This is a genomic window from Brachybacterium huguangmaarense, assembly GCF_025725725.1.
Taxonomy (GTDB): domain Bacteria; phylum Actinomycetota; class Actinomycetes; order Actinomycetales; family Dermabacteraceae; genus Brachybacterium; species Brachybacterium huguangmaarense.
This window is the reverse complement of sequence record NZ_CP107020.1, coordinates 1,940,175-1,964,394: the sequence shown is the minus strand read 5'-3', so window position 1 is coordinate 1,964,394 and position 24,220 is coordinate 1,940,175. Positions and strand designations below refer to the sequence as shown.

At 74.4% G+C, this 24,220-nt stretch carries 22 protein-coding genes; 9 read left to right on the top strand and 13 right to left on the bottom strand.

Features of this window, described 5'->3' with window-relative positions; genetic code table 11:
• Positions 1 to 82 precede the first annotated feature (82 nt).
• The 4 genes from BRM3_RS08755 (at position 83) to BRM3_RS08740 (ending at position 5,567) form a co-directional block, all read left to right on the top strand.
• Positions 83 to 1,411: a sensor histidine kinase gene (locus tag BRM3_RS08755; protein WP_263592947.1), complete on the top strand. Its 1,329-nt coding sequence runs from the start codon at positions 83 to 85 to the stop codon at positions 1,409 to 1,411.
• The gene (locus tag BRM3_RS08750; protein ID WP_263592946.1) at positions 1,408 to 2,100 is read left to right on the top strand and encodes a response regulator; all 693 of its coding nucleotides are present in this window, start codon (positions 1,408 to 1,410) and stop codon (positions 2,098 to 2,100) included. The genes BRM3_RS08755 and BRM3_RS08750 overlap by 4 nt, the downstream gene beginning before the upstream one ends.
• 165 nt (positions 2,101 to 2,265) lie before the next feature.
• Positions 2,266 to 3,051 carry an ABC transporter ATP-binding protein gene (locus tag BRM3_RS08745; RefSeq protein ID WP_263592945.1) on the top strand — a complete coding sequence of 262 codons (786 nt, stop codon included), beginning with the start codon at positions 2,266 to 2,268 and terminating at the stop codon, positions 3,049 to 3,051.
• Complete coding sequence (locus BRM3_RS08740; RefSeq protein WP_263592944.1) at positions 3,048 to 5,567, top strand: FtsX-like permease family protein; 2,520 nt, start codon at positions 3,048 to 3,050, stop codon at positions 5,565 to 5,567. The genes BRM3_RS08745 and BRM3_RS08740 overlap by 4 nt, the downstream gene beginning before the upstream one ends.
• Before the next feature lie 45 nt (positions 5,568 to 5,612).
• On the opposite strand, the gene BRM3_RS08735 is transcribed toward BRM3_RS08740, so the two are convergent.
• Positions 5,613 to 6,020 (bottom strand): hypothetical protein, encoded by a 408-nt coding sequence (locus BRM3_RS08735; protein ID WP_263592943.1) that lies wholly within the window; start codon positions 6,018 to 6,020, stop codon positions 5,613 to 5,615.
• Positions 6,021 to 6,326: 306 nt separating this feature from the next.
• Here BRM3_RS08735 and BRM3_RS08730 point away from each other — a divergent pair, with 306 nt between their 5' ends.
• Positions 6,327 to 6,575 carry a WhiB family transcriptional regulator gene (locus BRM3_RS08730; protein WP_263592942.1) on the top strand — a complete coding sequence of 83 codons (249 nt, stop codon included), beginning with the start codon at positions 6,327 to 6,329 and terminating at the stop codon, positions 6,573 to 6,575.
• A gap of 78 nt (positions 6,576 to 6,653) precedes the next feature.
• Here the strand turns inward: BRM3_RS08730 and BRM3_RS08725 are convergent, their stop codons facing one another.
• Positions 6,654 to 8,147, bottom strand: coding sequence for a sensor histidine kinase (locus BRM3_RS08725; RefSeq protein ID WP_263592941.1), 1,494 nt, complete (start codon positions 8,145 to 8,147; stop codon positions 6,654 to 6,656).
• Between the two features lie 104 nt (positions 8,148 to 8,251).
• Here BRM3_RS08725 and BRM3_RS08720 point away from each other — a divergent pair, with 104 nt between their 5' ends.
• The gene (locus tag BRM3_RS08720) at positions 8,252 to 8,758 is read left to right on the top strand and encodes a DUF2505 domain-containing protein (protein ID WP_263592940.1); all 507 of its coding nucleotides are present in this window, start codon (positions 8,252 to 8,254) and stop codon (positions 8,756 to 8,758) included.
• Here the strand turns inward: BRM3_RS08720 and BRM3_RS08715 are convergent.
• From BRM3_RS08715 to BRM3_RS08705, 3 genes are all read right to left on the bottom strand, one after another.
• Positions 8,734 to 9,201: a DUF6912 family protein gene (locus tag BRM3_RS08715; RefSeq protein WP_263592939.1), complete on the bottom strand. Its 468-nt coding sequence runs from the start codon at positions 9,199 to 9,201 to the stop codon at positions 8,734 to 8,736. The genes BRM3_RS08720 and BRM3_RS08715 overlap by 25 nt on opposite strands.
• Positions 9,202 to 9,598: 397 nt before the next feature.
• Positions 9,599 to 10,852: an AAA family ATPase gene (locus BRM3_RS08710; RefSeq protein WP_263592938.1), complete on the bottom strand. Its 1,254-nt coding sequence runs from the start codon at positions 10,850 to 10,852 to the stop codon at positions 9,599 to 9,601.
• Positions 10,849 to 11,484, bottom strand: coding sequence for an SAF domain-containing protein (locus tag BRM3_RS08705; protein WP_263592937.1), 636 nt, complete (start codon positions 11,482 to 11,484; stop codon positions 10,849 to 10,851). The genes BRM3_RS08710 and BRM3_RS08705 overlap by 4 nt, the downstream gene beginning before the upstream one ends.
• A gap of 235 nt (positions 11,485 to 11,719) precedes the next feature.
• Between BRM3_RS08705 and BRM3_RS08700 the strand changes: the two genes are divergently transcribed.
• Complete coding sequence (locus BRM3_RS08700) at positions 11,720 to 11,950, top strand: helix-turn-helix domain-containing protein (protein ID WP_263592936.1); 231 nt, start codon at positions 11,720 to 11,722, stop codon at positions 11,948 to 11,950.
• A 49-nt stretch (positions 11,951 to 11,999) separates the two neighbouring features.
• On the opposite strand, the gene BRM3_RS08695 is transcribed toward BRM3_RS08700, so the two are convergent.
• Positions 12,000 to 12,548, bottom strand: a complete 549-nt coding sequence (locus BRM3_RS08695; RefSeq protein ID WP_263592935.1) for a hypothetical protein — start codon at positions 12,546 to 12,548, stop codon at positions 12,000 to 12,002.
• A gap of 165 nt (positions 12,549 to 12,713) precedes the next feature.
• Here BRM3_RS08695 and BRM3_RS08690 point away from each other — a divergent pair, with 165 nt between their 5' ends.
• Positions 12,714 to 13,748 carry a LysM peptidoglycan-binding domain-containing protein gene (locus BRM3_RS08690; RefSeq protein WP_263592934.1) on the top strand — a complete coding sequence of 345 codons (1,035 nt, stop codon included), beginning with the start codon at positions 12,714 to 12,716 and terminating at the stop codon, positions 13,746 to 13,748.
• Positions 13,745 to 14,155, top strand: coding sequence for an Rv3235 family protein (locus BRM3_RS08685; RefSeq protein WP_263592933.1), 411 nt, complete (start codon positions 13,745 to 13,747; stop codon positions 14,153 to 14,155). The genes BRM3_RS08690 and BRM3_RS08685 overlap by 4 nt, the downstream gene beginning before the upstream one ends.
• A gap of 26 nt (positions 14,156 to 14,181) precedes the next feature.
• Here BRM3_RS08685 and BRM3_RS08680 read toward each other — a convergent pair whose 3' ends face one another.
• The 7 genes from BRM3_RS08680 to mtrB form a co-directional block, all read right to left on the bottom strand.
• On the bottom strand, positions 14,182 to 14,403 hold the full coding sequence (locus tag BRM3_RS08680) for a hypothetical protein (protein WP_263592932.1): 222 nt from the start codon (positions 14,401 to 14,403) through the stop codon (positions 14,182 to 14,184).
• 160 nt (positions 14,404 to 14,563) lie between these two features.
• Positions 14,564 to 17,365 carry a preprotein translocase subunit SecA gene (gene secA, locus BRM3_RS08675; protein ID WP_263592931.1) on the bottom strand — a complete coding sequence of 934 codons (2,802 nt, stop codon included), beginning with the start codon at positions 17,363 to 17,365 and terminating at the stop codon, positions 14,564 to 14,566.
• Positions 17,366 to 17,573: 208 nt separating this feature from the next.
• A complete protein-coding gene (locus BRM3_RS08670; RefSeq protein WP_263592930.1) occupies positions 17,574 to 18,854 on the bottom strand; it encodes a winged helix-turn-helix domain-containing protein in 1,281 nt (426 codons plus the stop codon).
• A gap of 201 nt (positions 18,855 to 19,055) precedes the next feature.
• Positions 19,056 to 19,709, bottom strand: a complete 654-nt coding sequence (hpf, locus tag BRM3_RS08665) for a ribosome hibernation-promoting factor, HPF/YfiA family (RefSeq protein WP_263592929.1) — start codon at positions 19,707 to 19,709, stop codon at positions 19,056 to 19,058.
• A gap of 132 nt (positions 19,710 to 19,841) precedes the next feature.
• Entirely contained in the window at positions 19,842 to 20,720 is an 879-nt protein-coding gene (locus BRM3_RS08660; RefSeq protein WP_263592928.1) for a ComF family protein, read from the bottom strand.
• Positions 20,721 to 20,805: 85 nt separating this feature from the next.
• Positions 20,806 to 22,521: an LpqB family beta-propeller domain-containing protein gene (locus BRM3_RS08655; protein WP_263592927.1), complete on the bottom strand. Its 1,716-nt coding sequence runs from the start codon at positions 22,519 to 22,521 to the stop codon at positions 20,806 to 20,808.
• On the bottom strand, positions 22,511 to 24,202 hold the full coding sequence (gene mtrB, locus BRM3_RS08650; protein WP_263592926.1) for an MtrAB system histidine kinase MtrB: 1,692 nt from the start codon (positions 24,200 to 24,202) through the stop codon (positions 22,511 to 22,513). Before mtrB ends, BRM3_RS08655 begins: the two co-directional genes overlap by 11 nt.
• Positions 24,203 to 24,220: the final 18 nt, after the last annotated feature.

Genomic DNA, 24,220 nt, shown 5'->3' with positions numbered 1-24,220 from the left:
CCGTTCCCAGGGGGACGCCGGGCCCGTCACGTCCGCCCGCGGGCGGAGGCGGCGGTCTCCAGGGCGGCGATACGCTCGAGCCATGAGCCTGTCCGCCCCGCCGTCCCCGCGCCCGCGCCGGGACCCCTTCCGCTGGGTGGTCGAGCACCCGGGCGAGGTCGACGGCGTGATCTTCGGCGGCGCCGCCGTCTTCCTGCTGCTGGCCGGCGTGGTGGGCGGCACGATCGAGTTCTGGTGGGTCTTCACGGTCCCGATGGTCGCCCTGGGCGCCTTCGGCCGCACCCGCCCGGGCCTCTCGGCCCTCCTGATCGGCATCCTCGCGGTGCTCCACTTCCTGCTCGGGGCCCTGCATCTCGGGTCGGAGTCCACGGCGGTGCTCGGCGACGCCATGATCTTCTACGCGCTGTTCTGCGCGACCGCCCACGGCTCCGTGCGCACGGGCCGCCTCGCGCTCGTCGCCGCGGCCGTCGGCGCCCTCCTCCAGGCCGGCGGCTTCGCCTCCCTGTACCTCTCCTCCGACTACCGGGATTCGCTCGAGACTGCGATCACCTTCGTCATGAGCCTCGGCGTCGGCCTCGTGGCCGTCGCCGGCACGTGGGCACTGGGCCGCTACCAGCACGCCCGGGCCGACCAGGTGCGCCTGGCCCGGGAGCGCGCCGAGCAGGCCGAGCGCGAGCGCGAGCAGCGCGCGGCCCTCGCGGTCGCCGACGAGCGCGCCCGGATCGCCCGCGAGATGCACGACGTCGTCGCCCACTCGCTGTCGGTCATCATCGCCCAGGCCGACGGCGGACGGTTCATCGCCTCCCAGCGCCCCGAGAAGGCCGCCGAGGTGCTCGAGACCATCGGCACCACCGGCCGTGCCGCCCTCGCCGACATGCGCTCCCTGCTGGGCGTGCTGCGCCACGAGGAGGAGACGAGCTTCGGCCCCCAGCCGGACCTGACCACGCTGCCCGAGCTGCTGGCACGCGTGCGCGCCACCGGGCTCACGGTCGAGGCGGACCTCACCGGCGACCTCGCCGACCTGCCGCCTGCCCTCGGTCTGTCGATGTTCCGCCTGGTCCAGGAGGCCCTGACCAACGTGCTCAAGCACGCCGGTCCAGCTGCGAAGGCGCGCGTGGCCGTGCATCGCACCCCGGGCCGGCTCGCGATCGACGTGACCGACGACGGGCGCGGCACCGACCCGGACTCCGACGGCCACGGCCACGGGCTCACCGGGATGCGCGAGCGCGTGACCCTGCACGGCGGCACCCTCGCCGCCGGCCCCCTGCCCGCGGGAGGCTTCCGCGTGTCCGCGCGCATCCCGCTCGGCGCGACGCCGACCCGGCCTCGCGCTCCCCGGCCCGCCCCCGGCGCCGCCCTCGCTCCCCTCCCGACCCCCGCCGCCCCCACCCGACAAGGACCGCCGACATGACCACCGTTCCCGACCGCCCCGGCCCCCTGCGCATCGCCCTCGTCGACGACCAGCCGCTCGTGAGGGCGGGCTTCTCGATGGTGATCGACTCCCAGGACGACCTCGAGGTGGTCCTCCAGGCCGCCGACGGCGCCGACGCCGTCGAGCAGCTGCGGGCTCACAGCGTCGACGTCGTGCTGATGGACGTGCGCATGCCCCGCATGGACGGCATCGAGGCCACCGCACGGATCCTCGAGCAGGCGCCCGAGGGCCGTGCCCCGCGCATCATCGTGCTGACCACCTTCGACCTCGACGACTACGTCGTGGCCGCCATCCGCGCGGGCGCGAGCGGGTTCCTGCTCAAGGACGCCCAGCCCGAGGAGCTGCTCGGCGCCATCCGCACCGTGCACCGCGGCGACGCCGTGATCGCCCCCTCGGCCACCCGGCGGCTGCTGTCCCAGATGGTCGCCGCCACCCCGGCCGCCGAGAAGGACGCGACGGTCCTCGAGACCCTCACCGAGCGCGAGACCGACGTGCTGCGGCTCATGGCCAAGGGCCTGTCGAACACGGAGATCGGGGCCGAGCTGTTCGTCGCCGAGGCCACCGTCAAGACCCACGTGGGGCGGGTCCTGGCCAAGCTGCACGCCCGCGACCGCGTGCAGGCCGTCATCATCGCCTTCGAGACGGGCCTCGTCACGCCCGGCGAGTGACCATCGGCCAGCATCCCGGGAGGCCGGGTCATCCCCGGGGATGACCCGGCCTCCGCCGTCGGTCGCACCTCGCGCGACCCGGGAGGACCTCCCGGCCGATGCCCCGCCGTCCCCGGTCGCGGGACAGTGGTCACGTTCCCCCGTCCCGACCCCTCCAGGAGCGACATGTCCGCCACCACCCGCCTCTCGACCGCCCCGCAGGAGCCGCAGCCGGATCCCGCCGCCCGCCCGGCCGCGGTGAGCGCTCGCGGTCTGACCCGCACCTACGGCAGCGGCGAGAGCGCCGTCCGGGCGCTCGCCGGCGTCGACCTCGACCTCGCCCGCGGGGAGTTCACCGCGATCATGGGGCCCTCCGGCTCGGGCAAGTCGACCCTCCTGCACTCCCTGGCCGGCCTCGACGTGGTCGACGGCGGCAGCGTCAGCATCGACGGCACCGAGATCACGAGCCTGTCCGACAACGCGCTCACGCGTCTGCGCCGCGAGCGGATCGGCTTCGTGTTCCAGAGCTTCAACCTGCTGCCCATGCTCACGGCCGAGCAGAACCTGCTGCTCCCGCTCGACCTCGCCGGGGCGCGGGTGGACCGCGAGTGGCACGACACGGTCGTCGGCGCCCTCGGGCTCTCCGATCGGCTCGACCACCTCCCCTCCCAGCTCTCGGGCGGCCAGATCCAGCGGGTCGCGATCGCGCGCGCCCTCATCACCTCCCCGGCCGTCGTCTTCGCCGACGAGCCCACCGGCAACCTCGACACCGCCACCACCGACGAGGTGCTCGACTTCCTGCGCCTGAGCGTCGAGCGCTTCGGGCAGACCGTCGTGATGGTCACGCACGAGCGGGACGCCGCCGAGCGCGCCGACCGCATCGTCACCATGGCCGACGGCCGCATCATCGCCGACGAGCGCCTCGAGCACGCCGCGGCCCCCGCCCACCGGGCCGAGGAGTCGGGCCGATGAGCCGCGCCGCCCAGCGTCGCCGGGTGCGCCTGACCCCCACCCGGCGCCACGTCGCCGCGATCATCGCGATCGCCCTGTCGACCGCCTTCGTCACGGTCATGGTGCTCGCCGGCAGCCTCGTGACCGCCTCGCTGCGCGCGAGCGCCGAGCAGACCTACGCGGGGGTGGACCTCGTCGCGAGCACCGAGGAGTACGGGGCGCAGGCTCCCGACATCCCCGGCGCCCGGGACGTCACGCCCGTGCTGACCTCCTACGCGCAGGTCACCGGACCCGACCCGGCCCGGCCCGCGTTCGTGCAGATCACCGGCGAGCTTCCCGCCTCCGTGCAGCCCCTGGACCTGGCCTCCGGCCGTGCCGCCTCCGCAGCCGACGAGGTGGTGCTCGACGACTCGACGGCCCGCAGCCTGGGCGCGGAGGTCGGCGACCGCATCACCATCCCGCGTGACCAGCTCGCCGGGACGGACCCGTCCGCGGGCGACCCGGCCTTCACCGTCACGGGCATCACCGCGCCCACCACCGCCCAGGCCCTCGGCATGGGCATGTCGGGCCTGCATGTCTCCGCGGCGGCCGCTGGGCTCGTGTTCGGCGACGCGACCCAGCAGATGACCAACACCTGGTTCGCCTCCGTCGCACCGGGCGAGGACGCCTCAGCGGTGGCCGCGGCCGCGAGCACCTCGGGCCTGGCGGTCCGCACGGGTGCCGAGGCGATCGAGGACCAGGTCCAGGGCATGATGCAGGGCTTCGCGTTCCTCGGCGCGATCCTCGTCGTCTTCGTCGTGATCGCCCTGCTGACGACGGCCGTGGTCATCGCCAACACCTTCACCGTCACCCTGGCCCAGCAGACCCGTTCGCTCGCCCTGCTGCGCACGCTGGGGGCCTCGCGCCGTCAGGTCGCGGGCATCGTCACCCGGGAGACGCTCCTGGTCGGGCTCGTCGGATCGGCGCTCGGCACCGTGCTCGGGCACCTGTTCGTCCAGGCCGTGCTGCTCGGGGTCTGGGGCCTCGGCTGGCTGCCCGGCGTGCTCGCCGTGCCCGTGACGGTCCTGTCCATCGTGCTCCCGCTCGTGGTCGGCGTGGTCCTCGCGCTCGTCTCCGGCGTCCTGCCGGCACGGCGCGCCACGCGCGTGGCGCCGCTGCAGGCGCTCCGCCCCGAGCCCCCGGCCGCGGCCCGTCGCTTCGGCGTCCGGGAGGGCATCGGCGTCGTCGCCCTCGTGCTCGGCCTGGGGGCGCTCGTCGGCGGGGCCGCCCTGTCCAGCTCCGGCCAGGCGGGCATGGGGATCGTGCTGGGCGTGATCGGCGGCATCGTCAGCTTCGTCGGCCTGCTGCTCCTGCTCGTCGCCCTGACCGGTCCGCTGGCCCGGGCCGTGGGCGCCGTCGTCGGCCGCCTCGGCGGCACGCCCGCGCGGCTCGCCGCGGCGACCACGCGCCGTCACCCGGGCCGCAGCGCCGCCACGATCGCGGCGCTCGTGATCGGCACGACGCTCATGACCATGATGTCCGTCGGGGCCCGCACCGCGGACGTCTCGCTCGCGCGGGACCTCGCCGACGCCCGCCCCATCGACGCGGTGATCACCGGCGCGGCGCTGCCCGCCGACGCCGCCACCCGCATCGGGGACGTACGCGGGATCGCCGCCACCGAGACGGCCGCCCGCGCCGACGTCGACGTGCACGCCGCCGAGGACATGACGCTGTACGCAGCAAGCCCCGAGCAGATCGCCGCGGTCTCCAACCGCGACGACCTGGCCCCCGAGCTCCACGACGACGTCATCGTGCTCGGCACCGACCGGGCCACGCGTTTCGGCGTCAGCGACGGCCAGCGCCTCGAGCTGACCGGCGCCGACGGCGCCACGGTGACCGTCACCGTGCACGTCGACGGCAACCTCCACCTGTCGCTGACCACGCCCGCGACGCTCCACGCCCTGGCCGGCGACCAGGTCCAGCCCGTCGTGCTCGCCCGCTTCGCCGCTCCGGGCTCGCCCGAACGGGGCGACGCCGACGCCATGACGGTCGCCGGCGACGTGCAGGACGTCCTGGCCCAGGACGGCTTCGTCGAGGCGCAGGCCGACTTCGACGGCGTCGAGCGGGAGACCTACGGGCAGGTCCTCGACGTGCTGCTGGGGATCACGCTGGCCCTGCTCGCGGTCGCCGTGCTCGTCGCGCTCGTGGGCGTGGCCAACACGCTGAGCCTCGGCGTGATCGAGCGCAGCGGCGAGAACGCGCTCCTGCGCGCGCTCGGGACCACGCGCGGCCAGATGCGCTCGATGCTCGGCTGGGAGGGCGTGCTGCTCGCCTTCATCGGAGCCGTGCTCGGCATCGTGCTCGGCGGGGTCTACGGCGTGGCCGGGATCTGGTGCATCCTCGGCGGTGCGTTCCCGGTGACCATCACGATCCCGTGGGTGCAGATCGCCGCCGTGCTCGTGCTGGCCGTGCTCGCCGGCTGGGCGGCCTCGGTGCTGCCCGGGCGCCGCGCGGCACGGACCGCGCCCGCCCAGGCGCTCGCGGCCGCCGACGAGTAGACCCGGACGCGCCCACGGCCCCGCGGTCGGCGCCGCTCGGCGGGATCAGTCCCGCTCGAGCGGCGTCGGCGTCGTCCGGGACAGCTGGAACAGCAGCACGAACGTGAGGATCGCCGTGACCAGCGCGAACACGCCCGCCGCATAGAGCGAGGCTCGCAGCAGCGAGGCGCCGACGAGGGCCTGGAACAGCTGCCAGGTGATCCCGAAGCCGATGCCGAAGCGCCGCTCGCGCATGACCGAGAGGGCCGCCGCGCCGACCAGCACGGCGAAGATCGCGAGGAACGCGGCGAGGCCCATCGCGAAGGTCCGCAGCTCGCCCGTGCTGCGCGCCCCGTCGAGCAGGGCGAGCGAGGCGATCGCGAGCAGAGCGAGCGCCTCGAGGGCCAGCAGGCCCACCGCGGCGGCGCGAGGGCGGGAGGACGAGGGAGCGGGATCGGGCTCGGACCGGGTCATGACGTGCACTGTATCGGCCCGGCAGGGACCCTCCGGGCTCCGCCCCTCGCGGGTCGCGGGCTCGTGCGGGCGGCGCGTCCGAGGGCGCAAGGGTGCGTGGTGTGGGAAGTGCCACCGAAGTGGGCCGCACAATCCCTTGTCGCGCGTTCACGCCGCTGGGGACAATGGATCACGGCCCGATGGCGCCGAGGACAGGTCTCCTCACGCATCGGCGATGACCCTTCTGCACACGTCCTGCGGGACGAACCGCATTGTGCCGGCACCCTTCGGGAGTCCGGCGGGATGCTCTGGAAAGAGAGAGTTTCGATGGACTGGCGCCACCGCGCAGAATGCCTCACACAGGATCCCGAGCTGTTCTTCCCGATCGGCAATACCGGACCGGCGATCACACAGATCCAGGAGGCCAAGGCGGTCTGCCAGCGCTGCGACGTGATGACCACCTGCCTGAAGTTCGCCCTCGAGAGCGGCCAGGACTCGGGCGTCTGGGGCGGCCTGTCCGAGGACGAGCGCCGCTCGCTGAAGCGCCGCACCGCGCGCGCCCGTCGCGCCGGCTGACCCCGCTGCGCTCGAAGGCCGGTCCCCGCGGGGGCCGGCCTTCGTCATGCCCGCTCCTCGGCGGCGGCCGCCGAGCCGTCAGACGGTGATCGGGTCGAGGTAGACGTCGAGGGTCGCGCGCGTCCCGCCCTCGGGCATGCTGTCCCACGTCAGGGTGCCGCCCAGCTCGCCCTGGACGAGGGTCGAGGCGATGTTCGTGCCCAGCCCGGTGGGCTTGGCGTCGCCCATCCCGATGCCGTCGTCCTCGATCTGGATCACCAGGTGCGAGCCCGTGCGCTCGCTGCGCACCGTCAGGGTCCCGCCGGTCGTCGCGAGCCCGTGCTCGACGGCGTTGGTCACGAGCTCGGTGACCACGAGGGCGAGCGGTGTGGCCTCCTCCGCGTTGACCGTACCGGCCTTGCCGATACGCTCGGTGCGGACCTCGACCTGGGGCGCGCCGTCGATGGGCTCGGCGTCGACCCGGCGCACCGACGCGCTCGCGGCGTCGACCGCGAGGCGCAGGCAGCGGTCGATCACCTCGTCGAAGAACACGGCCTCCTCGCTGCCCTGGAGGAGCGACTCGTGCACGAGCGCGATCGTCGAGACGCGCCGCATCGCCTCCGTGAGTGCGGCGCGCGCCTCGGGGGACGTCATGCGCCGCGACTGCAGGCGCAGCAGCGCGGCGACGGTCTGCAGGTTGTTCTTGACCCGGTGATGGACCTCGCGGATCGTCGCGTCCTTGGTCATGAGCTCGCGCTCGCGGCGACGCAGCTCGGTCACGTCGCGCACGAGCACGATCGCACCGGTCCTGACCCCGCCCTGCGTGAGCGGGACCGCCCTCAGCGAGAGGGTGCCCCCGCGGGCCTGCATGTCGCTGCGCCACGCGGCACGGCCCATGAGCACGAGCGGGAGGGACTCGTCGACCGGCGCCCGGGACTGCAGGACCGCCGTGGACAGCTCCGCGAGCGTGGTGCCGACCATCTCGCCGGCCACCCCGAAGCGGTGGAACGCCGAGAGGGCGTTCGGGGAGGCCCACAGCACGACCCCCTGGTCGTCGAGCTCGACGATGCCGTCGACCACGCGCGGTGCACCGCGGCGCGGCGGGATCGGGGCGCCCGCGATCGGGAAGGCCCCCGCCGCGACCATGCGCAGCAGGCGCCGGCCCATCTCCGTGAAGCGGGACTCCGACTCCGAGGGCGCCGAGGTCGGGAGCGGCGACTCGACGGTGACGACCGCGATCGTGCGGCCGTCCTTGCGGACCGGGACCATGAACAGCTCGGCCTCGCGCCCCTCGCGCTGCACGCGGCGCACGGGCGCGGAGTCCGTCTGCCCGGTGAGCAGGGCCAGCAGGTCGGGATTGCTCTCGGCCGTGGCACGCCCCCCGACCGGATCCTCGTAGTAGACGGTCGAGCCGGTCGACGGGCGGCAATGCGCGACCGCGACCGCCTCGCCCTCCCGCTGGACCCACAGCACGAGGTCGGCGCGCATGAGGTCGGAGATGAGGTTCCAGTCCCCCACCAGGAGCTGCAGCCATTCGGCGGCACGCTCGTCGTGCCCGGGCGCGTCGGAGAGGAACTTCGCAAGGCTCGGCATGATCCCAGGATAGGGGCGCGCGGGCACTAGGGTCGGACGCACGACGGGCCCGCCGCGCCGCGGCGCCACCGGTCCGTCCCGCCACCACGAGAGGAACCCCTGCCATGCACCTGTCCGAGACGCTGCACCTGCCGCTCGGGGTCGCCGACGTCGCGAGCATGTACGCGGACCCCGCCTATGCGGACGTGCGCGCCCGGGTGCTGCACGCGCACGAGGCGACCGCGACCGTGCAGGGCGATCCGGCCGACGCGTTCACCGTGACCACGTCCATCGAGATGCCCACCGACGGCATCCCGGACCTCATGCGTCGCTTCGTCGGGACCACCGTGACGATCCGGGAGACCCAGACGTGGCAGGCGCCCGCTGCGGACGGGTCGCGGCGCGGCAGCATCGCCTTCGAGGTCGCCGGGGCGCCCGCGAGCATGACCGGCGACGTCGCGCTCACGCCCGAGGGCGAGGCGGGCGCCGAGATGCGCATCGACGGCGAGCTCGTGGCGAAGGTGCCGCTGCTGGGTCGGAAGATCGAGCAGGCGGCCCTGCCCTACGTCTCGCGCGTGCTCGCCCTCGAGGAGCGCAGCGCGGCCGACTACGCGGCGGGCTCGGCGAGGTAGTCGAGCGCCGCGGGCAGCTCCGCGACGTCGAACCACAGCAGCGCCGGGTCGGTGTCGTCGGCGCGGATCGCGGCGGCGCCCTGCTCGGTCACGTGCAGGCTCGCGATCCGCAGCTCCTCGCCGCGGGCCATGACGACGCCGAACGCGCCGCCGGTGGGCGAGGCGTCGGCGACGGCCTGGTCGGAGACGTCGCCCGCGACAACGCCCAGGCGGCGCGCGCCCGACGCCGAGCGCCGCGCGGGATCCTCGAGATCCGCGTACACGGCGTCCTGGAGCGCGTCGTACTCGAGGTCGTCGAGATCCTCTCCGGCCCGGTCGTCGCGGGCCGCCGGGGTGACGGCCCATGCGGGGCGTCCGCTCGCGAGCGCAAGGCGTCCTGCCGGGGTCTCGGCACGGCGCAGGACCTCGATGTCGGCGGGGAGCAGGGGCACGTAGATCCTCATGGGCGCCATCCTGTCACGGTGGCGCGACGGGACCGTGTGCCGGGCGTCCGTGGTGACTCGGGAGGCGTCGAGTGCGCGTCCAGATGCGCGACCCGATGTCCGTCACGACGCGCGTCCCGATGCGCGTCACGATCCATGTCCCGAGTGTCCGTCGCAGTGCCCGTCATCGAGATCGCCTTTTCGGGTGGAATTCTCGTGGAATTCCGCCCGAAAAGGCGATCTCGATCTTCCGACGATGATCTCCCGACATGACGGGCGATGCGGGAGCGGGGCGCGGCGTCCGATGCAGCGCACGGGGGATCACTCCAGCGCCCGACGTCAGCTTCGGGGCACGGGGGTCGCGGCATAGGTGCGACGAGGCCGTCCGGAGGTACCCGCCAGCCGGGTCCTGACCTGCTCAGCGCCCGACGCGCGGCCCGACGCGCGCGGAGGCGGCGACCTCGGGCGCCGACTCCTCCACGCCGTCGGCGGCGAGAGCGAGGGCGAGCGCGAGGGCGAGGTCCTTCACGGCCCGTCGCAGCGGCGTGCGCGGGCCCGCCTCGGACAGCAGCGACCCGTCCCAGGCCGCTCGCCGGCAGGTGGCGGGATCGTCCGGCAGCACGGTCACCGAGGCGACCGGGAGGCGTGAGGCCACGAGTTCGCGCACCCGGTCGACCGGGACGGGAGATGCGTGGCGGTTGACGACCACGTGGGGCCGGTCGACCCCCAGCTCGCCGAGCCTCTCCGCCTCCCGCAGCAGGCGCGTGATCGAGACCGGGTCCGCGCCGACCACGGCGACCACGGCGTCGGCGTGCGCGAGGGCGCTCGTGGTCGCGGCGTTGCGGCGCGGAGCCATCGTGTCGTAGCTGAGCTCCTCGTCCTCCTCGAGGCAGAAGCCGGCGTCCACGACGATCAGGGAGCCGGCCGCCCGCAGCGCGTCCCACACCCCCTCGAGCGAGCTGTCGCGCACCTCGGGCCAGCGGGCGGCCACCCCGATGCCGCTCAGGAAGCGCAGCTGCGGATGCACGTCGGGGACCAGCGCGGCCACCGCCTCGGCGTCGAGGGTGCCGCGGCTGCTCGCCCGGCACGCCGCGACCAGGCCGGGCGACTCGTCGAGGATCCCGAGGATCTGTGCGAGCGCGGAGCCGTACGTGTCCGCGTCCACGAGGATCGTCGAGGTGCCTCCGAGAGCCGCCTCATGGGCGAGGTTCGCGGCCAGGGTCGAACGCCCCGGGGCGCCGAGCGGGCCCCAGACGGCGATCATCCGGCCGCGCGGGCCGTCCGTCTCGCCGTCAGGCAGCACCCCTGCGTCGGCAGCCGGCTCCTCGGGGTCGAGGGCCGCGAGGAGCGTCCTGGCCACGTCGGCGACCGGCGCATCGGCGTCCACGACGTGCCGCAGCCCGAGCGTGGTCGAGCCCGCCGCCCCGGGGTGCGCGATGCCGACGACGGCGGCGCCCGCGTCCATGAGGTCGGCGAGGGCGTCGCGGCTGAGGCCCCGCACGGCGAGATCGATGAGCACGACGTCCCCGAGCCCGGCCGTGACGACCCCGAGCGTCTCGGCGAGATCGGCACAGCGCCGCACCACGCGCAGGTCGCGGGCGTGCTCCTGGGCGATCCCGTGCACGATGCGGACCTCGTCGCTCCCCGAGGCGCACAGCACGACGTCGATCACGGCGTGGCCCCGCGGGCGCCGGGGACCGCGATCACGTCGAGCCGGTCGTCGGCGGCGAGCGCCTCGAGCACGGCCGGCACGTCGTCGGCGGCCACGAGCACCTCGATGGTCATCGAGCGCATCCCGAGCGAGCTGCCCTCGTCGACCGAGCGGACCACGCCGTCCTCGACGAGCAGGGTCGAGGTGGCGCGGGCATCGGTCGACGTCCCGGTCGGCGTCGTCCACAGCTCGACCTGCGCGCCCGGACCGACGGAGGCCGCGACGGCGCTGTCGACCGCGACCACGACGGGCCGCAGCTCGACGCCGTCGGCCTGCCCGATCGCGCTGAGGGGCAGCAGCTCGCCGGCGTGCACGGTGGCGGTCGCAACCGCGCCGTCGGGGATGTCGTCCGGCGAGTCCGCGTAGCGGGCGACCTGCTCGCCGAGGCGCAGCTCGGCGGTCGTGAAGTCGTCGGCCTCGAGGATGTCGCCGACGACGACGTCCCCGCGTGCCACGAGCACCGTGGTCGTCGCCGAGAGGCGCGAGAGGAGCAGCATCCCGGCGATCACGCTCACGAGCACGAGCACGATGCCGATGAGCAGGCGCGGGTCGCGCCAGCGGGGACGGCGCAGGCGAAGGGCGGCGGCGGTCACGGTGCCTCCTCGATGGTCGACAAGGAGACCCCGATGTCCCCCCGAACTCGGCACGGCCCTGTGCGGTGCCGTACGGGGCAGACTAGGCCACGACGGCCGCCGGCGCGCGGTGAGGGGCCCGGCTGTGGATATCGGCCGTGCCGTCCACTGCGGCAGGGGCCCGCGGGGTGGAGCCGGTCGCACGGTGGCACAATGGCTCGAGCCGCTTCCCCGCGACGAGCCGATGAGGACCGTGATGCCCGCTCGCTTCGTACCCCTGTCCGACGTGGCCGAGATGCTGTCGATCTCGGCCTCCCAGGCCTATGCGCTCGTGCGATCGGGCGAGCTGCGCGCGATCAAGGTCGGGGGCCGCGGCCAGTGGCGGGTCGAGCAGTCCGAGATCGAGGCGTACATCGAGCGCAGCTACGCCGAGACCGAACGTCAGCTGGCCGCCGAACGCGCTCTCGAGGCCGGGCAGAACCGCTGAGCTGACCGCTGCGCCCGCGAGGCGCGGAGCCGCGGCCTGACTCGCGACCTCAGTCGAGCGAGACGAGGACGATCGCGGCGAGGGGGATCGTCGAGATGCCGCCGCCCGCCACCGCGCCCCGCTCCCCCGTCGGCAGGGACACGATGTCCACGAAGTCCTCCCCGACGCTCGCGAGTCGACCCGGCAGCGTCGCCGAGGGCGTCTGCACCCGCACCAGGGAGCGGTCGCGGGCGATCCGGCGCAGCACCGAGGTGAGCGGTCGTGCGCCCAGCGGAGAGGCCGGAGCGGGTCGTGCCCGGGCGGGCAGTCCCTCGATCGACGTGACCTGGGCGAGCGGGATCACCGCGCGCGCCCCACGATCGTGCTCGCGGCCCAGCATCATCCAGGTGCGGCCGATCTCCGCGACCGGTCCCTCGACGGAGCCTCCCACCGTGAGATGCACGACGAGCGGCAGCCCCTCGGCGGCGCGGAGCCGGTCGACGAGCGCCACCTGGCTCCGCTCGGCCCGGGCGAGGTCCTCGGCGGTCGCCCGCATCTGCTGATCCTCGAGATGCGCGAGGCGCCCCTCGAGATCCTCGAACATCCCGTCCATCGACACGCGTTCACTGTAGCGGCGACCAGGTGTGTCCCCGTCGGCGGCGAGGTGTCCGATCGATGCCCCGAGCCGTCAGCCCTCTTGTGCACACGATCACGCGCGGCTAGGGTCCATTCAACATCACATGACATCAAACTGCATCAAACGACACGATGGGGGTGGGGCAGGATGAACGGATCCCGGGGTGCGTCCGAGACGGCCGCGTCGGTCTTCGCGCGGACGACGGCGACCGTGGCCGGCACGCTGCTCGCCGCGGCAGGCTCCGTGATCGCGGCGGCCGCGGCCGCCCGCACCGGCGTGACGGCGGGGGCGCTCACCGGAGAGCCGGCGCTGCTCCTCGGACTCCTCGCCGTCCTCACCGCGGCGACCGCGCTCGCATGCGCCTACCTCACCGTGATCGGCACTCTCGCGACCGTCGTCCTGGTATCACGAGGCCGTGGCGCCGCGGGCCGCAGGGGTCTCACGCTGCTGGGCACGCTCGCCCCGTCGCTCGCGCGCCGGATCGCCGCGTCGGCGATGGTGGCCTCGGCCGCCTCCGGGCTGTCCGTGGCCGTCGCCCACGCCGAGCCGGCCGCGGACGCGGCGCCGCCCGCCGTGGCCGCCGTCGCCGACCCCGGAGCCGGCAGCGTGCTCGACGACACCGCGGGCACCGCGGCGATCCGCGCGCCCGGGCTCCTGGCCGACCACGCCGCTCTCTCCGCAGCCCTGCTCGGCACGACGGCCCCCGCTCTCCCCGCAGACGACGAGCACGGCGACGAGACGGGCGGCGACGAGAGGGACGACGCGACAGTTCCGTCCCCGTCCCCGTCCATACCCTCTCAGCCCGACGGCTCGGACCTTCCGCCTCTCGGCTGGGCGCAGCCCGCCCCCGACCCCGGGCAGGCCCCCGATGCCGGGCAGGCCCCCACGTCGTCGGACGCGGCCATGCCGCCTCGGGCCGAGGCCCCCGGGCGTGCCAGGCCCGAGCAGGCACCGCGCATCGTCGTCGTCGAGCGCGGCGACTGCCTGTGGGACATCACCGACGACCTGCTGGGACCGGCGCCCGACGCCGACGCGGACGTGGCCGCCGCCTGGCCGATCCTCTACGAGACCAACCGCACCGTGATCGGGGCCGATCCCGACCACATCGAACCGGGACAGCGGCTCACCGTCCCGGCCGGCTTCCCCGCCACCGAGAGCGCATCCCACCAGGAGCCGAGATGACCGCGACCGATCAGCGTCCCGTCGCCGCCGACACGAGCGGCGTTCCCCTTCCCCTCGAGGATCCCCGCACCGCCGAGCGCATGGTCGAGTCCGTCGCCCGCTTCGCGGTCGAGATCATCCGCGACCAGCGTCCCGTGGCCACCCTGTCCCGCCTGGTCACACCGGAGATCACCACGATGCTCGAGCGTCGCGCGCACCTCACACGCCGTCTGCGGGCCACGAGCGCGAGCGCCGTGCGAGCACTGCCCTCCCGGGTCGTGCTGCGCGGGGTGCGCACATGTGTCGTCAACGAGACGACGGTCGAGGCGAGCGCCGTCCTGCTCGAGACCGGCCGCGCACGCTTCATCGCCATGCGCTGGGAGCTGCGCCCGCGCGGCTGGAAGGTCACCGTGCTCGAGATCGGATGAGCTCCGCGAGCTGCGCGTCCGTCGGCTCAGTCCTCGATGTAACCGGTGTCGCGGTCGATCAGCGCGAGAAAGTCGCGGGTGCTCTCCACGTGCTCGGCAGGGGTCGGCGAACGCCCGCTCGAGCTCGACGAGCTGAAACCGTACCCGTCGTGAGGGCCGGAGATCCACGTGTCATGGGTCGTGCCCTGCGGGCCGGACGACACCTCGAAGACCTCGCCGTCACAGTCGATTCGTCTGCGGGCCATCACGACCTCCTCGTCTCTCGCGCGGCACCGAGACGAGACACCGGCCGTCGGTCACCGCGACCGCAGGCTCTGTTGCGTCCCCTTCGCAGACGCCCCGCGTCCCGCCGGACACCGCGGACGCCCCGCCCTCCTCGGACATGGCGATCCCGGCGCCCGAGCGTCGTCACGTCCGCTTGCGGCGCTCCTCGCGCTCCTGGCGACGGCGCTCGGCCCGCGACGCCGGTCGGGCATTCTGCTCAACCGTGGCGGCCGAGTACTGCAGGTCCCCGGCCTTGACGCCGTCGGTCAGCCCCTTGGCGGAGATGACGGGAGCCCCGGCCCGGGCCCGGTCGTCCGTGTCCTCCCCGGCTCCGTCGGCTCCGTCCCCCTCCGGGGCGCCGTCGGCATCCGCGAGCGGCGCGGCGCCGGCGCCGCCGGCGGCCTTGACGAGGTCGGCGACGGCCTGCGGGACCACGGAGGTGGGCTGGGAGACCTGCACGTCGAGGTTGAAGAGGTAGCCGACGGCGTCCTCCTTGATTCCCGCGATCATGTCGTTGAACATCAGGTGGCCCTCGCGCTCGTACTCGACGAGCGGGTCGCGCTGGGCCATCGCGCGCAGGCCGATGCCCTCCTTGAGGTAGTCCATCTCGTAGAGGTGCTCGCGCCAGCGGCGGTCGATCACGTTGAGCAGCACGCGCCGCTCGAGCTGGGCCATCGCGTCCTCGCCGAGCTCCTCCGTGCGCCGCTCGAACGCGAGGCGGGCGTCGTCCATGATCTCCTCGCGCAGGCGCGAGGCCGACAGGTTCTCCTTGCCGCCGACCTCCTCGATCAGCTCCTCGGGGGTGATCGAGACGGGGTACACGGCGCGCAGGGCGCCCCACAGCTCCTCGAGCTCGACGTCCTCGGGGTTGGTGCGCGCGGTCGCGTTGTCCACGAACCCGCCCACGACGTCGTCGATGAAGCGCTCGACGTGGGGCTCGAGATCCTCGCCGTCGAGGATCCGGTTGCGCTCGCCGTAGATGGTCTGACGCTGCTTGGTCAGCACGTCGTCGTACTTGAGCACGTTCTTGCGGATCTCGAAGTTGCGCGACTCGATCGAGGTCTGGGCGCGCTGGATGGCGCCCGAGACCATGCGACCGGTCAGCGGGATCGACTCGTCGACGCCGCCGCGCGCGAGCAGCGTCTCCGCGGCGCCGGAGTTGAACAGGCGCATCAGGTCGTCCTGGAGGGACAGGTAGAAGCGCGACTCCCCCGGGTCGCCCTGGCGCCCCGAGCGGCCGCGCAGCTGGTTGTCGATGCGGCGCGACTCGTGGCGCTCGGTGCCCAGGACGTACAGGCCGCCGAGCTCGACGACGTCGTCGTGCTGGCTCGCGACGTCCTTCTCGGCCTGCTCGATCGCCGCGTCCCACGCGCTCTCGTAGCCCTCGGGATCCTGCTCGGCGTCCAGCCCGCGCCGCTCGAGCTCCGCGTGCGCCATGAACTCGACGTTGCCGCCGAGCATGATGTCGGTGCCGCGGCCGGCCATATTGGTGGCGACCGTGACCGCGCCCTTGGCGCCCGCCATCGCGACGATCGCGGCCTCACGCGCGTGGTTCTTGGCGTTGAGGACCTCGTGGTCGACGCCGCGCTTGGTCAGCAGGGTCGAGAGGTACTCCGACTTCTCGACGCTCGTGGTGCCCACGAGCACGGGCTGACCGCGGTCGTGCCGGGACACGATGTCGTCGACGACGGCGTCGAACTTGGCCTTCTCGGTGCGGAACACCTTGTCGGCCTGATCCTTGCGGACCATCTCCCGGTTGGTCGGGATCGGGATCACGCCGAGCTTGTAGGTGTTCATGAACTCGGCGGCCTCGGTCTCGGCGGTGCCCGTCATGCCCGAGAGCTTCTCGTAGAGCTTGAAGTAGTTCTGCAGGGTGATCGTGGCGAGCGTCTGGTTCTCGGCCTTGATGGCCACGCCCTCCTTGGCCTCGATCGCCTGGTGCATGCCCTCGTTGTAGCGACGGCCGGCGAGGATGCGCCCCGTGTGCTCGTCGACGATCATGACCTCGCCGTTGAGCACGACGTAGTCCTTGTCCCGCTTGAACAGCTCCTTGGCCTTGATGGAGTTGTTGAGGAAGGAGATGAGCGGCGTGTTGAGCGACTCGTACAGGTTGTCGATGCCCAGGTGGTCCTCGACCCGGTCGATGCCGGCCTCGAGCACGCCGACGGTGCGCTTCTTCTCGTCGACCTCGTAGTCGCGGTCGCGGCGCAGCAGCTGGGCGACCTTCGCGAACTCGGCGTACCACTTGTTGGCGTCCCCCGAGGCGGGCCCAGAGATGATGAGCGGGGTGCGGGCCTCGTCGATCAGGATCGAGTCGACCTCGTCGACGATCGCGAAGAAGTGGCCGCGCTGGACCTTCTCGGCCGCCGAGACCGCCATGTTGTCGCGCAGGTAGTCGAAGCCGAACTCGTTGTTCGTGCCGTAGGTGATGTCGGCGGCGTACTGCTCGCGGCGGTCCTCGGGGGTCAGGCCCGCCGTGATGACGCCGGTCGTGAGGCCGAGGGCGCGGAACACGCGGCCCATGATGTCGCTCTGGTAGCTCGCGAGGTAGTCGTTGACGGTCACGATGTGCACGCCCTTGCCCGCGAGCGCGTTGAGGTAGGCGGGCAGGGTGGCCACGAGGGTCTTGCCCTCGCCGGTCTTCATCTCGGCGATCTTGCCGCGGTGCAGGGCGTAGCCGCCCATGACCTGCACGTCGTACGGGCGCTGGCCCAGGGTGCGGTCGGCGGCCTCGCGGACCACCGCGAACGCCTCGACGGCGATGTCGTCGAGGGTCTCCCCGTCCTCGAGCCGCTCTTTGAAGCGGTCGCTCTCCTCGCGCAGCTCGGCGTCGCTCAGGTCGGCGAAGGCGTCGCCGGCCGCCGAGACCCGCTTGGCGAAGGACTCGAGCTTGCGCAGCTCGCGGCCCTCGCCGGCGCGGAGGATGGTGTCGAAGAGGTTGACCACTCGTGCTCCCCATTCGCGGGCCGGGCAGGGCCCGTCCCGGATCGTCGGACCGGCCGCTGCGGCCGGTGGTGTCCAGCTGGGCGCAGGTCCACGCGCCCGGATGCGCCGTCCAGTGTGGCAGACGGGCCGCGGTCCATCCTACGGCGCGTGTGCCTCATCGCCCCGGGAGGGTCTGCGCCGCTCCGGACGACGGCGCCGGGCACCGCTCTCAGGTGAGGGCGGCGGCGAGCCCGGGCGCGAGGTCCCCGAGGGGCCTGACCTCGATCGCGGTGAGGCCCTGCCAGGCGGCCGCGCGCTCGAGCTCTCGGGCCAGCGCCCGGGCGACGGCCGCAGGCTCGGGGCGGTGGCGCCGGCCGAGGTGCACGAGCGGCTCGCGATGGACCTCGCACACCTCGAGCACGCCGCGGGCGCGGTCCGCGCGCAGGTCCACGCGGGCCTCGAAGCGGTCACCGAGCAGGAAGGGCAGCGGGTAGTAGCCGTGGGTGCGCTGCTCGCGCGGCGTGTAGATGCCGATGCGGTACTCGACGTCGAACAGCTCTGCGAGGCGCCGGCGGAAGAAGGCGACGGGGTCGAAGGGGCTCACGAGGGCCTCGGCGGCGACGGGCGCCGCCGAGGGCGCCTCGTGCCAGCGCAGCATCTCCCGGTCACCGCGGGGGTGGCCGACGGCCACCGTGCGCAGCTCGCCGCTCGCGCGCAGGGTCGCGAGGGCGGGGGCGACCTCGCGCTGCGGCAGGCGGAAGTAGTCGGCGATGTCGGCGGGCGTGGCGATGCCCAGGGCCGCCGCGGCGCGCCGGGCCAGCTCGAGCACCGCCGCCGGGTCCTCGTCCGGGGCATCGGGCTCGAACGCGCCGACGTCGAGCTCGAGCGGCGCGGCCGCACGGTCCTCGGCGAGGATGTAGAGGCGCTCGAACGCCGCGTTGCGGCCCACGCAGTCCAGGCGGCCGCTGCGGAACAGGTACTCGACGATCCACTGGGTGTCGGTGCGTCGCCATCCCCATCCCTGCTCGGGCTTGCGGTCGTCGCCGCGCAGACGCGAGACGGCGGCGGCGCTCACGGGGCCGTGCTCGGCGATCGTGCGCTCGATGCCCGCGAGCACGTCGGGGTCGGCGCCCGCAGCGCGGCGCACGGCGCCCCAGTCCTTCCGGGCGGCTCGGCGGCGCCGGAACGCGAGCAGGTCGTGCACGGGCAGGGTCGTGTAGGCGGCCTCGTGCGCGAGGGACTCGACGAGCAGGCGGCGCGGCCCCGGCGCGGAGGCGGTGTCGAGCACGGCGGGGTCCCAGCGCCCGGCACGGGTGAAGACGGGCATGTGGTGGGCGCGGGCGAAGACGCTGACCGAGTCGATCTGGAGCAGGTGGGTGCGGGCGATCGTGCGACGCAGGGCCTCGCGGCTCGACCGGCGGTCGGGCGCCGCCTCGCGGCGGCCGCGTCCGATGCCCTGGCTGCGCAGGGCGATGCGGCGGGCCTGCGCCCAGGTCACACGGTCGGGCATGAGGTCTCCTCGGGTCGCGGACGGCGCGCGCACGGCGGGATCTGCCCCTTCCGTGCCACGCGCCGGAACCTATCAGCGCCCTCCGACGGTCGGGGTCAGCGCCCTCCGACGGTCGGGGCGTCGGGCGCCGCCGGACACGGCACGGCCGCGCGGCCCGGTCCGTGCCGGGTCCGCGCGGCCGTGTCGGTCGTCCCGGACGGGTCAGGAGGCGTCGGCTTCCTGCGGCTCGGCGGCGCCGGCCTCGAGCTCGATCACGCCGTAGTCCCAGCCCTTGCGGCGGTAGACCACCTTGGGGTTGCCGGTCCCCTCGTCGATGAACAGGAAGAAGTCGTGGCCGACGAGCTCCATCCGGTAGAGCGCGTCGTCGATCGACATGGGGGTCGCGGCATGCCGCTTCTCGCGGATCACGATCGGGCTCTCGCCGTCGACGCCGAGCACGGCCTCCACGGTCGTCTCGTCCCCGGCGGTGGCGCCGATCGTCTCGATGCCCTCGGCGGGAGTCATCGTGCGCACGGTCTCGGGAGCGGAGTGCGAGCGCTCACGGCCGCGGCGGTGGTCCTTGCGGCGGTCCCGGGCGCGGCGGAGGCGCTCGAGCAGCTTGCCGTAGGCGACGTCGAGGGCGGCGTACAGGTCATCGGCGCGGGCCTCGGAGCGGATCACCGCGCCGCGGTCGTGGACGGTCAGCTCCACGCGGTCGCTCAGCTCGCTCTGGCGCGGGTTCTTCTCCTGGGAGACCTCGACATCCACCCTGAGCGCCGCGGGCGCGAGCTGGGTGACCTTGTCGAGCTTGTCCTCCAGGTGGCGACGAAAGCGGTCGGGGACATCCATATGGCGTCCGACGACGTTGATCTCCATGACGTTTCCTCCTTGACTCGGGTCGCGGCCGCTTCGTCCGCCCGGCCGCGTGGCGTGGGATGGAAGGGCACCTCCTCGAGCTCGAGGGCATCTGCTGGAAGGACCAGCATGCCATGCCCTGTGGTGTGCGTCTCACCTTCTTCCCAGGTTCCGGACACCCTCGTCCGCCGCGCCCGTCCCGGGCACCTCGACGGCGCCGCCGGGCACCCGCGCCGCGGCGAGGACGAGGGCGCCGTGCACGCTCCAGCCGTGCGCGAGCAGGGCGTCGCGCGCGCCGCGCAGGGTGGCCCCGGTGGTCACGACGTCGTCGACGAGGACCGCCTGCCGCGGCTCGCGCCCCGCCCGCCGCACCCGCATCCGGTCCCGGCGCCCCGCGCGGCGCTCGCGCGCGCCCTTGCCGGCCTGGGTGCCGCCGCCCAGGGCGAGGGCGCGCACGACCTCGCCGCCCGCCTCCCGTGCGATCTCGGCGGCGAGCATCGCGGTGTGGTCCTCGCCGCGACGCAGCCGGTGCGCGAGGCTCGAGGGCACCGGCACGAGGGCGAGGCCCGCGACGCCGCCCTCTCCCCCGGTCCCGGCCACGGCCGCCGTGCCGGTCCCCACGGCGGTCCCCGCGCCGGCTGCGAGGCGTCCGAGGGCGGGTGCGAGGGCCCGGCCGAAGGGTCGCGCGAGGCACAGCTGGCCGCCGTTCTTCCAGGCCAGGACGAGCCGGCGCAGATCGCCCGTGTGCTCGCCGAGGGCGAGCACCGGCAGCAGGGGTGAGAAGTCGGCGGTCCCGCCGCGGGCGTCGGCGGCGGTGAGCACCTGGAGCGCGGAGCAGACGGCCTCGACCCGTCGTGGGGCGACCGCGAGGCTCGCGGCGCACCGGGCGCACGGGATCGTCCCCTCGACGCCGCACGGGCACACGATCGGCACGACGAGCCCGGCGGTGTCGCGCGCGGCGCGGATCAGGGCCGTGCGCAGCGTCGCGCAGATCCCTCGCGCCGTGCCCTGCTCCTCGGCCCCGTCCGTCATGGTCCGATCACAGCAGCGTGCGCGGCGCGGCGTCGGCCCCGGTGGACGACCCCGGCGTGGGGAGGGCCGGCGGGCGCCGCGGCGCTCAGTAGAACGAGGGGCAGCTCGCGGGCTCGGAGAGGAAGCTCCAGGTGGAGCCGTCGCTGCGGGCCAGCGACGGCTCGTCGGTCGAGCTGAAGATGACCCCGGCCGTCGCGCTGCCCGCCAGGCGGGTGGTGCCGACGGGCGGGGCGGGCAGGCTCTCGGCGCCCGTGGCCAGGTCGTCCACGACGGCGCGCGGCGCCCCGTCGGCGTCCGCGCCCAGCAGGATCACGGCGACCTCGTCGTACCACGTGGCCTGGACCAGGCTCGTGAGGTCGGCGGCGCCCGTCGGCACGGTCACCGGCTCGGTGAGCGCCGTCGGCGTGCCCTGGGCGTCCCGGGCGACGGCGCACAGGTCGATCCGCGCGGAGTCCGGGCCGTCCGAGAGAACCACCAGCCGGGTCGCGTCGGGGGCCAGGTGCAGCCAGACCGGCTCGCGTCCCACGAGCCAGGGGGCGTCGAGCCGCACGTCCCGTGAGACGTCGGCGCCGACGAAGGCCTCGACGGCGCCGCTCGTGTCCCGCGGGGCGGTCCAGACGTAGCCGAGGTCGTCGATGCACGGCCCCGCGAGCACGGTCCCGGGTGCGACCGTGCGCACGGGCGCCGAGGAGTCGGTGGTCGCGATGAGGAGGGTGTGGCCGTCGTCGGCGAGCGCGGCGGCCTGCACGCCCGCGGACGACAGCGCCGGGTCGCGCAGCGCGGTCGCCGCGAGGTCGGGGACGAGCGGCGCGGGCGCGGCGCCGCCCTCGGCGAGGGTGACGATCCCGGTGGCCCCGGCTCCGAGCGGCCGGTGACCGGGCAGGGCCCGCGCGAGCTCGAGGGCCGGGTCGACCACGAGCTGCTCACCGCCGGAGACGAGGCTCGCCTCGCCCAGCAGCGGCAGGGAGCGCAGGGTCGCGGTGATCTGGGCCAGCGCGACGGCGCGCTCCTGGCGGTCCATCGCCGCGATCGCGGCCGGGAGCGTGACCTGCACGGCGCCCAGACGGTCCGTCGAGACGGTGCTGCGCTCGGTCCCGAGGGCGGCGGGCACGGCCGAGGCGACCGCCGCGGCGAGCCACGGGGCCGGGCCGCCGCCGAGCTGGCGGAGCAGCGCCGCCGCCTGCCCCTGCGAGGTCACCCAGCGCACGTCGGGCACGAGGTGGCGCCGGCGGGGCTCGGGGAAGTACAGCCGCCCCGGGGTGAACAGGATCTCGAAGGCCTGCTCGGACAGGAAGATCCCGGCCGGCGGGCGGCTGATCCGCCACTGCCCGTCGACCTGCTCGAGGGCGATGTCGATCTCCCGCGCCGAGGTCGCGGCCAGCACGGTGCGCACGCCCTGGGCGTCGACCTGGGCCACGGCCTCGACGGACAGCTTGACGCTCCCGGTGCCGGTGGACGCGGCGTCGAACTCCTGGCCCCCCGAGTACACCGTCACGGCGGCGGTCGGCTCCCAGCTCCGGCGCGCGTCGGCCGTGAGATAGGAGCGGGCGACCGCGAAGTCGTCGTCGATGCCGACGCCGGCCTGCACGAATCCCGTCACGATCTCGACGGGGCTCGCGCCGTCGGCGGGCGGGCGCGGCTGCACGTAGGGCGCGCCGACGTCCTGCGCATCGCCGACGGGCGTCGAGTCGACCGAGGAGCTGCGCGGGATCCGGGCGCACGCGGCGGTCGCCGCGACCGCGCCCGCCGCCCCGAGGCGGAGGACGACGCGGCGCGCAGGGCACGGACGGTCAGCGGGCATGCTCTCCTCCTGCGGGGTCGTGGTCGCCGAGGTCGGGCAGGCCGGTCGGTGTCGCCGTCTCCGCGGGCGCCCAGGGGTCGGACGGGGCGGCGAGCCCGGAGGGGATGCCCGAGGGGGCGTCGGGCCCGAGCGCCCGTTCGAGCGGGAGCGGGGAGCGGGCGAGCGTGGCCCCGGGGCGGCGGGGCAGGGTGAGGCGGAACACCGCGCCGGCGCCCACCTGCCCCCAGGCCTGCAGCCAGCCGTCGTGCAGATGGGCGTCCTCGACCGAGATCGCGAGGCCCAGCCCGGTGCCGCCGATCGTCCGGGCGCGCGAGGGGTCGGCGCGCCAGAAGCGGTCGAAGACCCGGGCCGCGTCGCGCGGCGAGATGCCGGGACCGGAGTCCTGGACGACGACCGCGACGGCGTCCGCGTCGCCGGCGACCTCGACGCGCACGGGTCTGCCCGGGCCGTGCTCGAGGGCGTTGGTGAGCAGGTTGCGCAGGATCCGGTCGATCCGGCGGGGGTCGACGACGGCGTGCAGGGAACCGGGACCGCACTCGAGGCGGATCTCGCAGCCGCGGGTCGCGGCGAGCGCGCCGACGTCGGCGATCGCGCGGCGGGCGAGATCGCCCAGGTCGGTGTCGACGGCCTCGAGCACGGCGGCGCCCGCGTCGAAGCGGGAGATCTCCAGCAGCTCCTCGAGCAGGGAGTCGAAGCGGGTCACCTGCGTCGACAGCAGCTCGACGGTCCGCTCGACGTCCGGGGAGAAGGAGCCGCGCTGGTCGTGGAGGACCGAGGCGGCCATCCGGATCGTGGTCAGCGGCGTGCGCAGCTCATGGGAGACGTCCGAGACGAAGCGCTGCTGGACGCGCGAGAGCTCCGTGAGGTCCGAGACTTGGCGCTGCAGGATCTCCGCCATCTCGTTGAAGGACGTGCCCACGCGCGCGAGCTCGTCGGCGCCGGAGACGACCACGCGGCTGGACAGGTCCCCCGTCGCGATGCGCTCGGCGGCGAGCGCGGCGCGACGCAGGGGCGTCGACACGAGGCGCGCCACCACGATCGCGATGCCGACCATGAGGGCGAGCAGCACGAGGCCGCCCCCCGCGATCACGCGCTGGATGAAGGTGAGGGTCTCCTGCTCGGGCTCGAGGGAGTACAGCAGGAACAGGTCGTAGCTGCCCGCGCCGGCGACCGTCACGCGCGTGCCCAGGAGCAGCCCGGGCTCGTCGCGTCCGTCGCCGGGGATGGCCACGCTCTTGTAGCTGATCCGGTCGGGCGAGCGGCCCACGGCGGCGGAGAAGTCGGCGTCGACGAGCTCCTGGAGGGACGGATCGGTGCTGATCTGGGAGACGCTGCCCTCGGCGCCGACGGGCACGATCGCGATCTCGCGGTCGGCGCCGACGCCGCTGCCGGCCCGCGCCGTCTGGACGAACTGGGTCACGGCGTCCAGGCGCTGGGTCGCGGTACGGCCCGAGGCCTCCTGCAGGCTGTCGCGCAGGCCCTCCCGCGCGCTCAGCGACTCCGCGACCACCCGGTCCCGACGCTGCTCGAACAGCCCGTCGGTGATCACGGAGGACAGGTACGCGCCGACCGCGAGGATCGCCACGGTCGACAGCAGCACGGTCACCGACACCACCCGGACGGCGAGCGACCATCCGCGCGGGTCGAGGGCCCGCGCCAGGCGCAGAGGGAGTCCTCGCACGCGCCGCCGGAGCGGGCC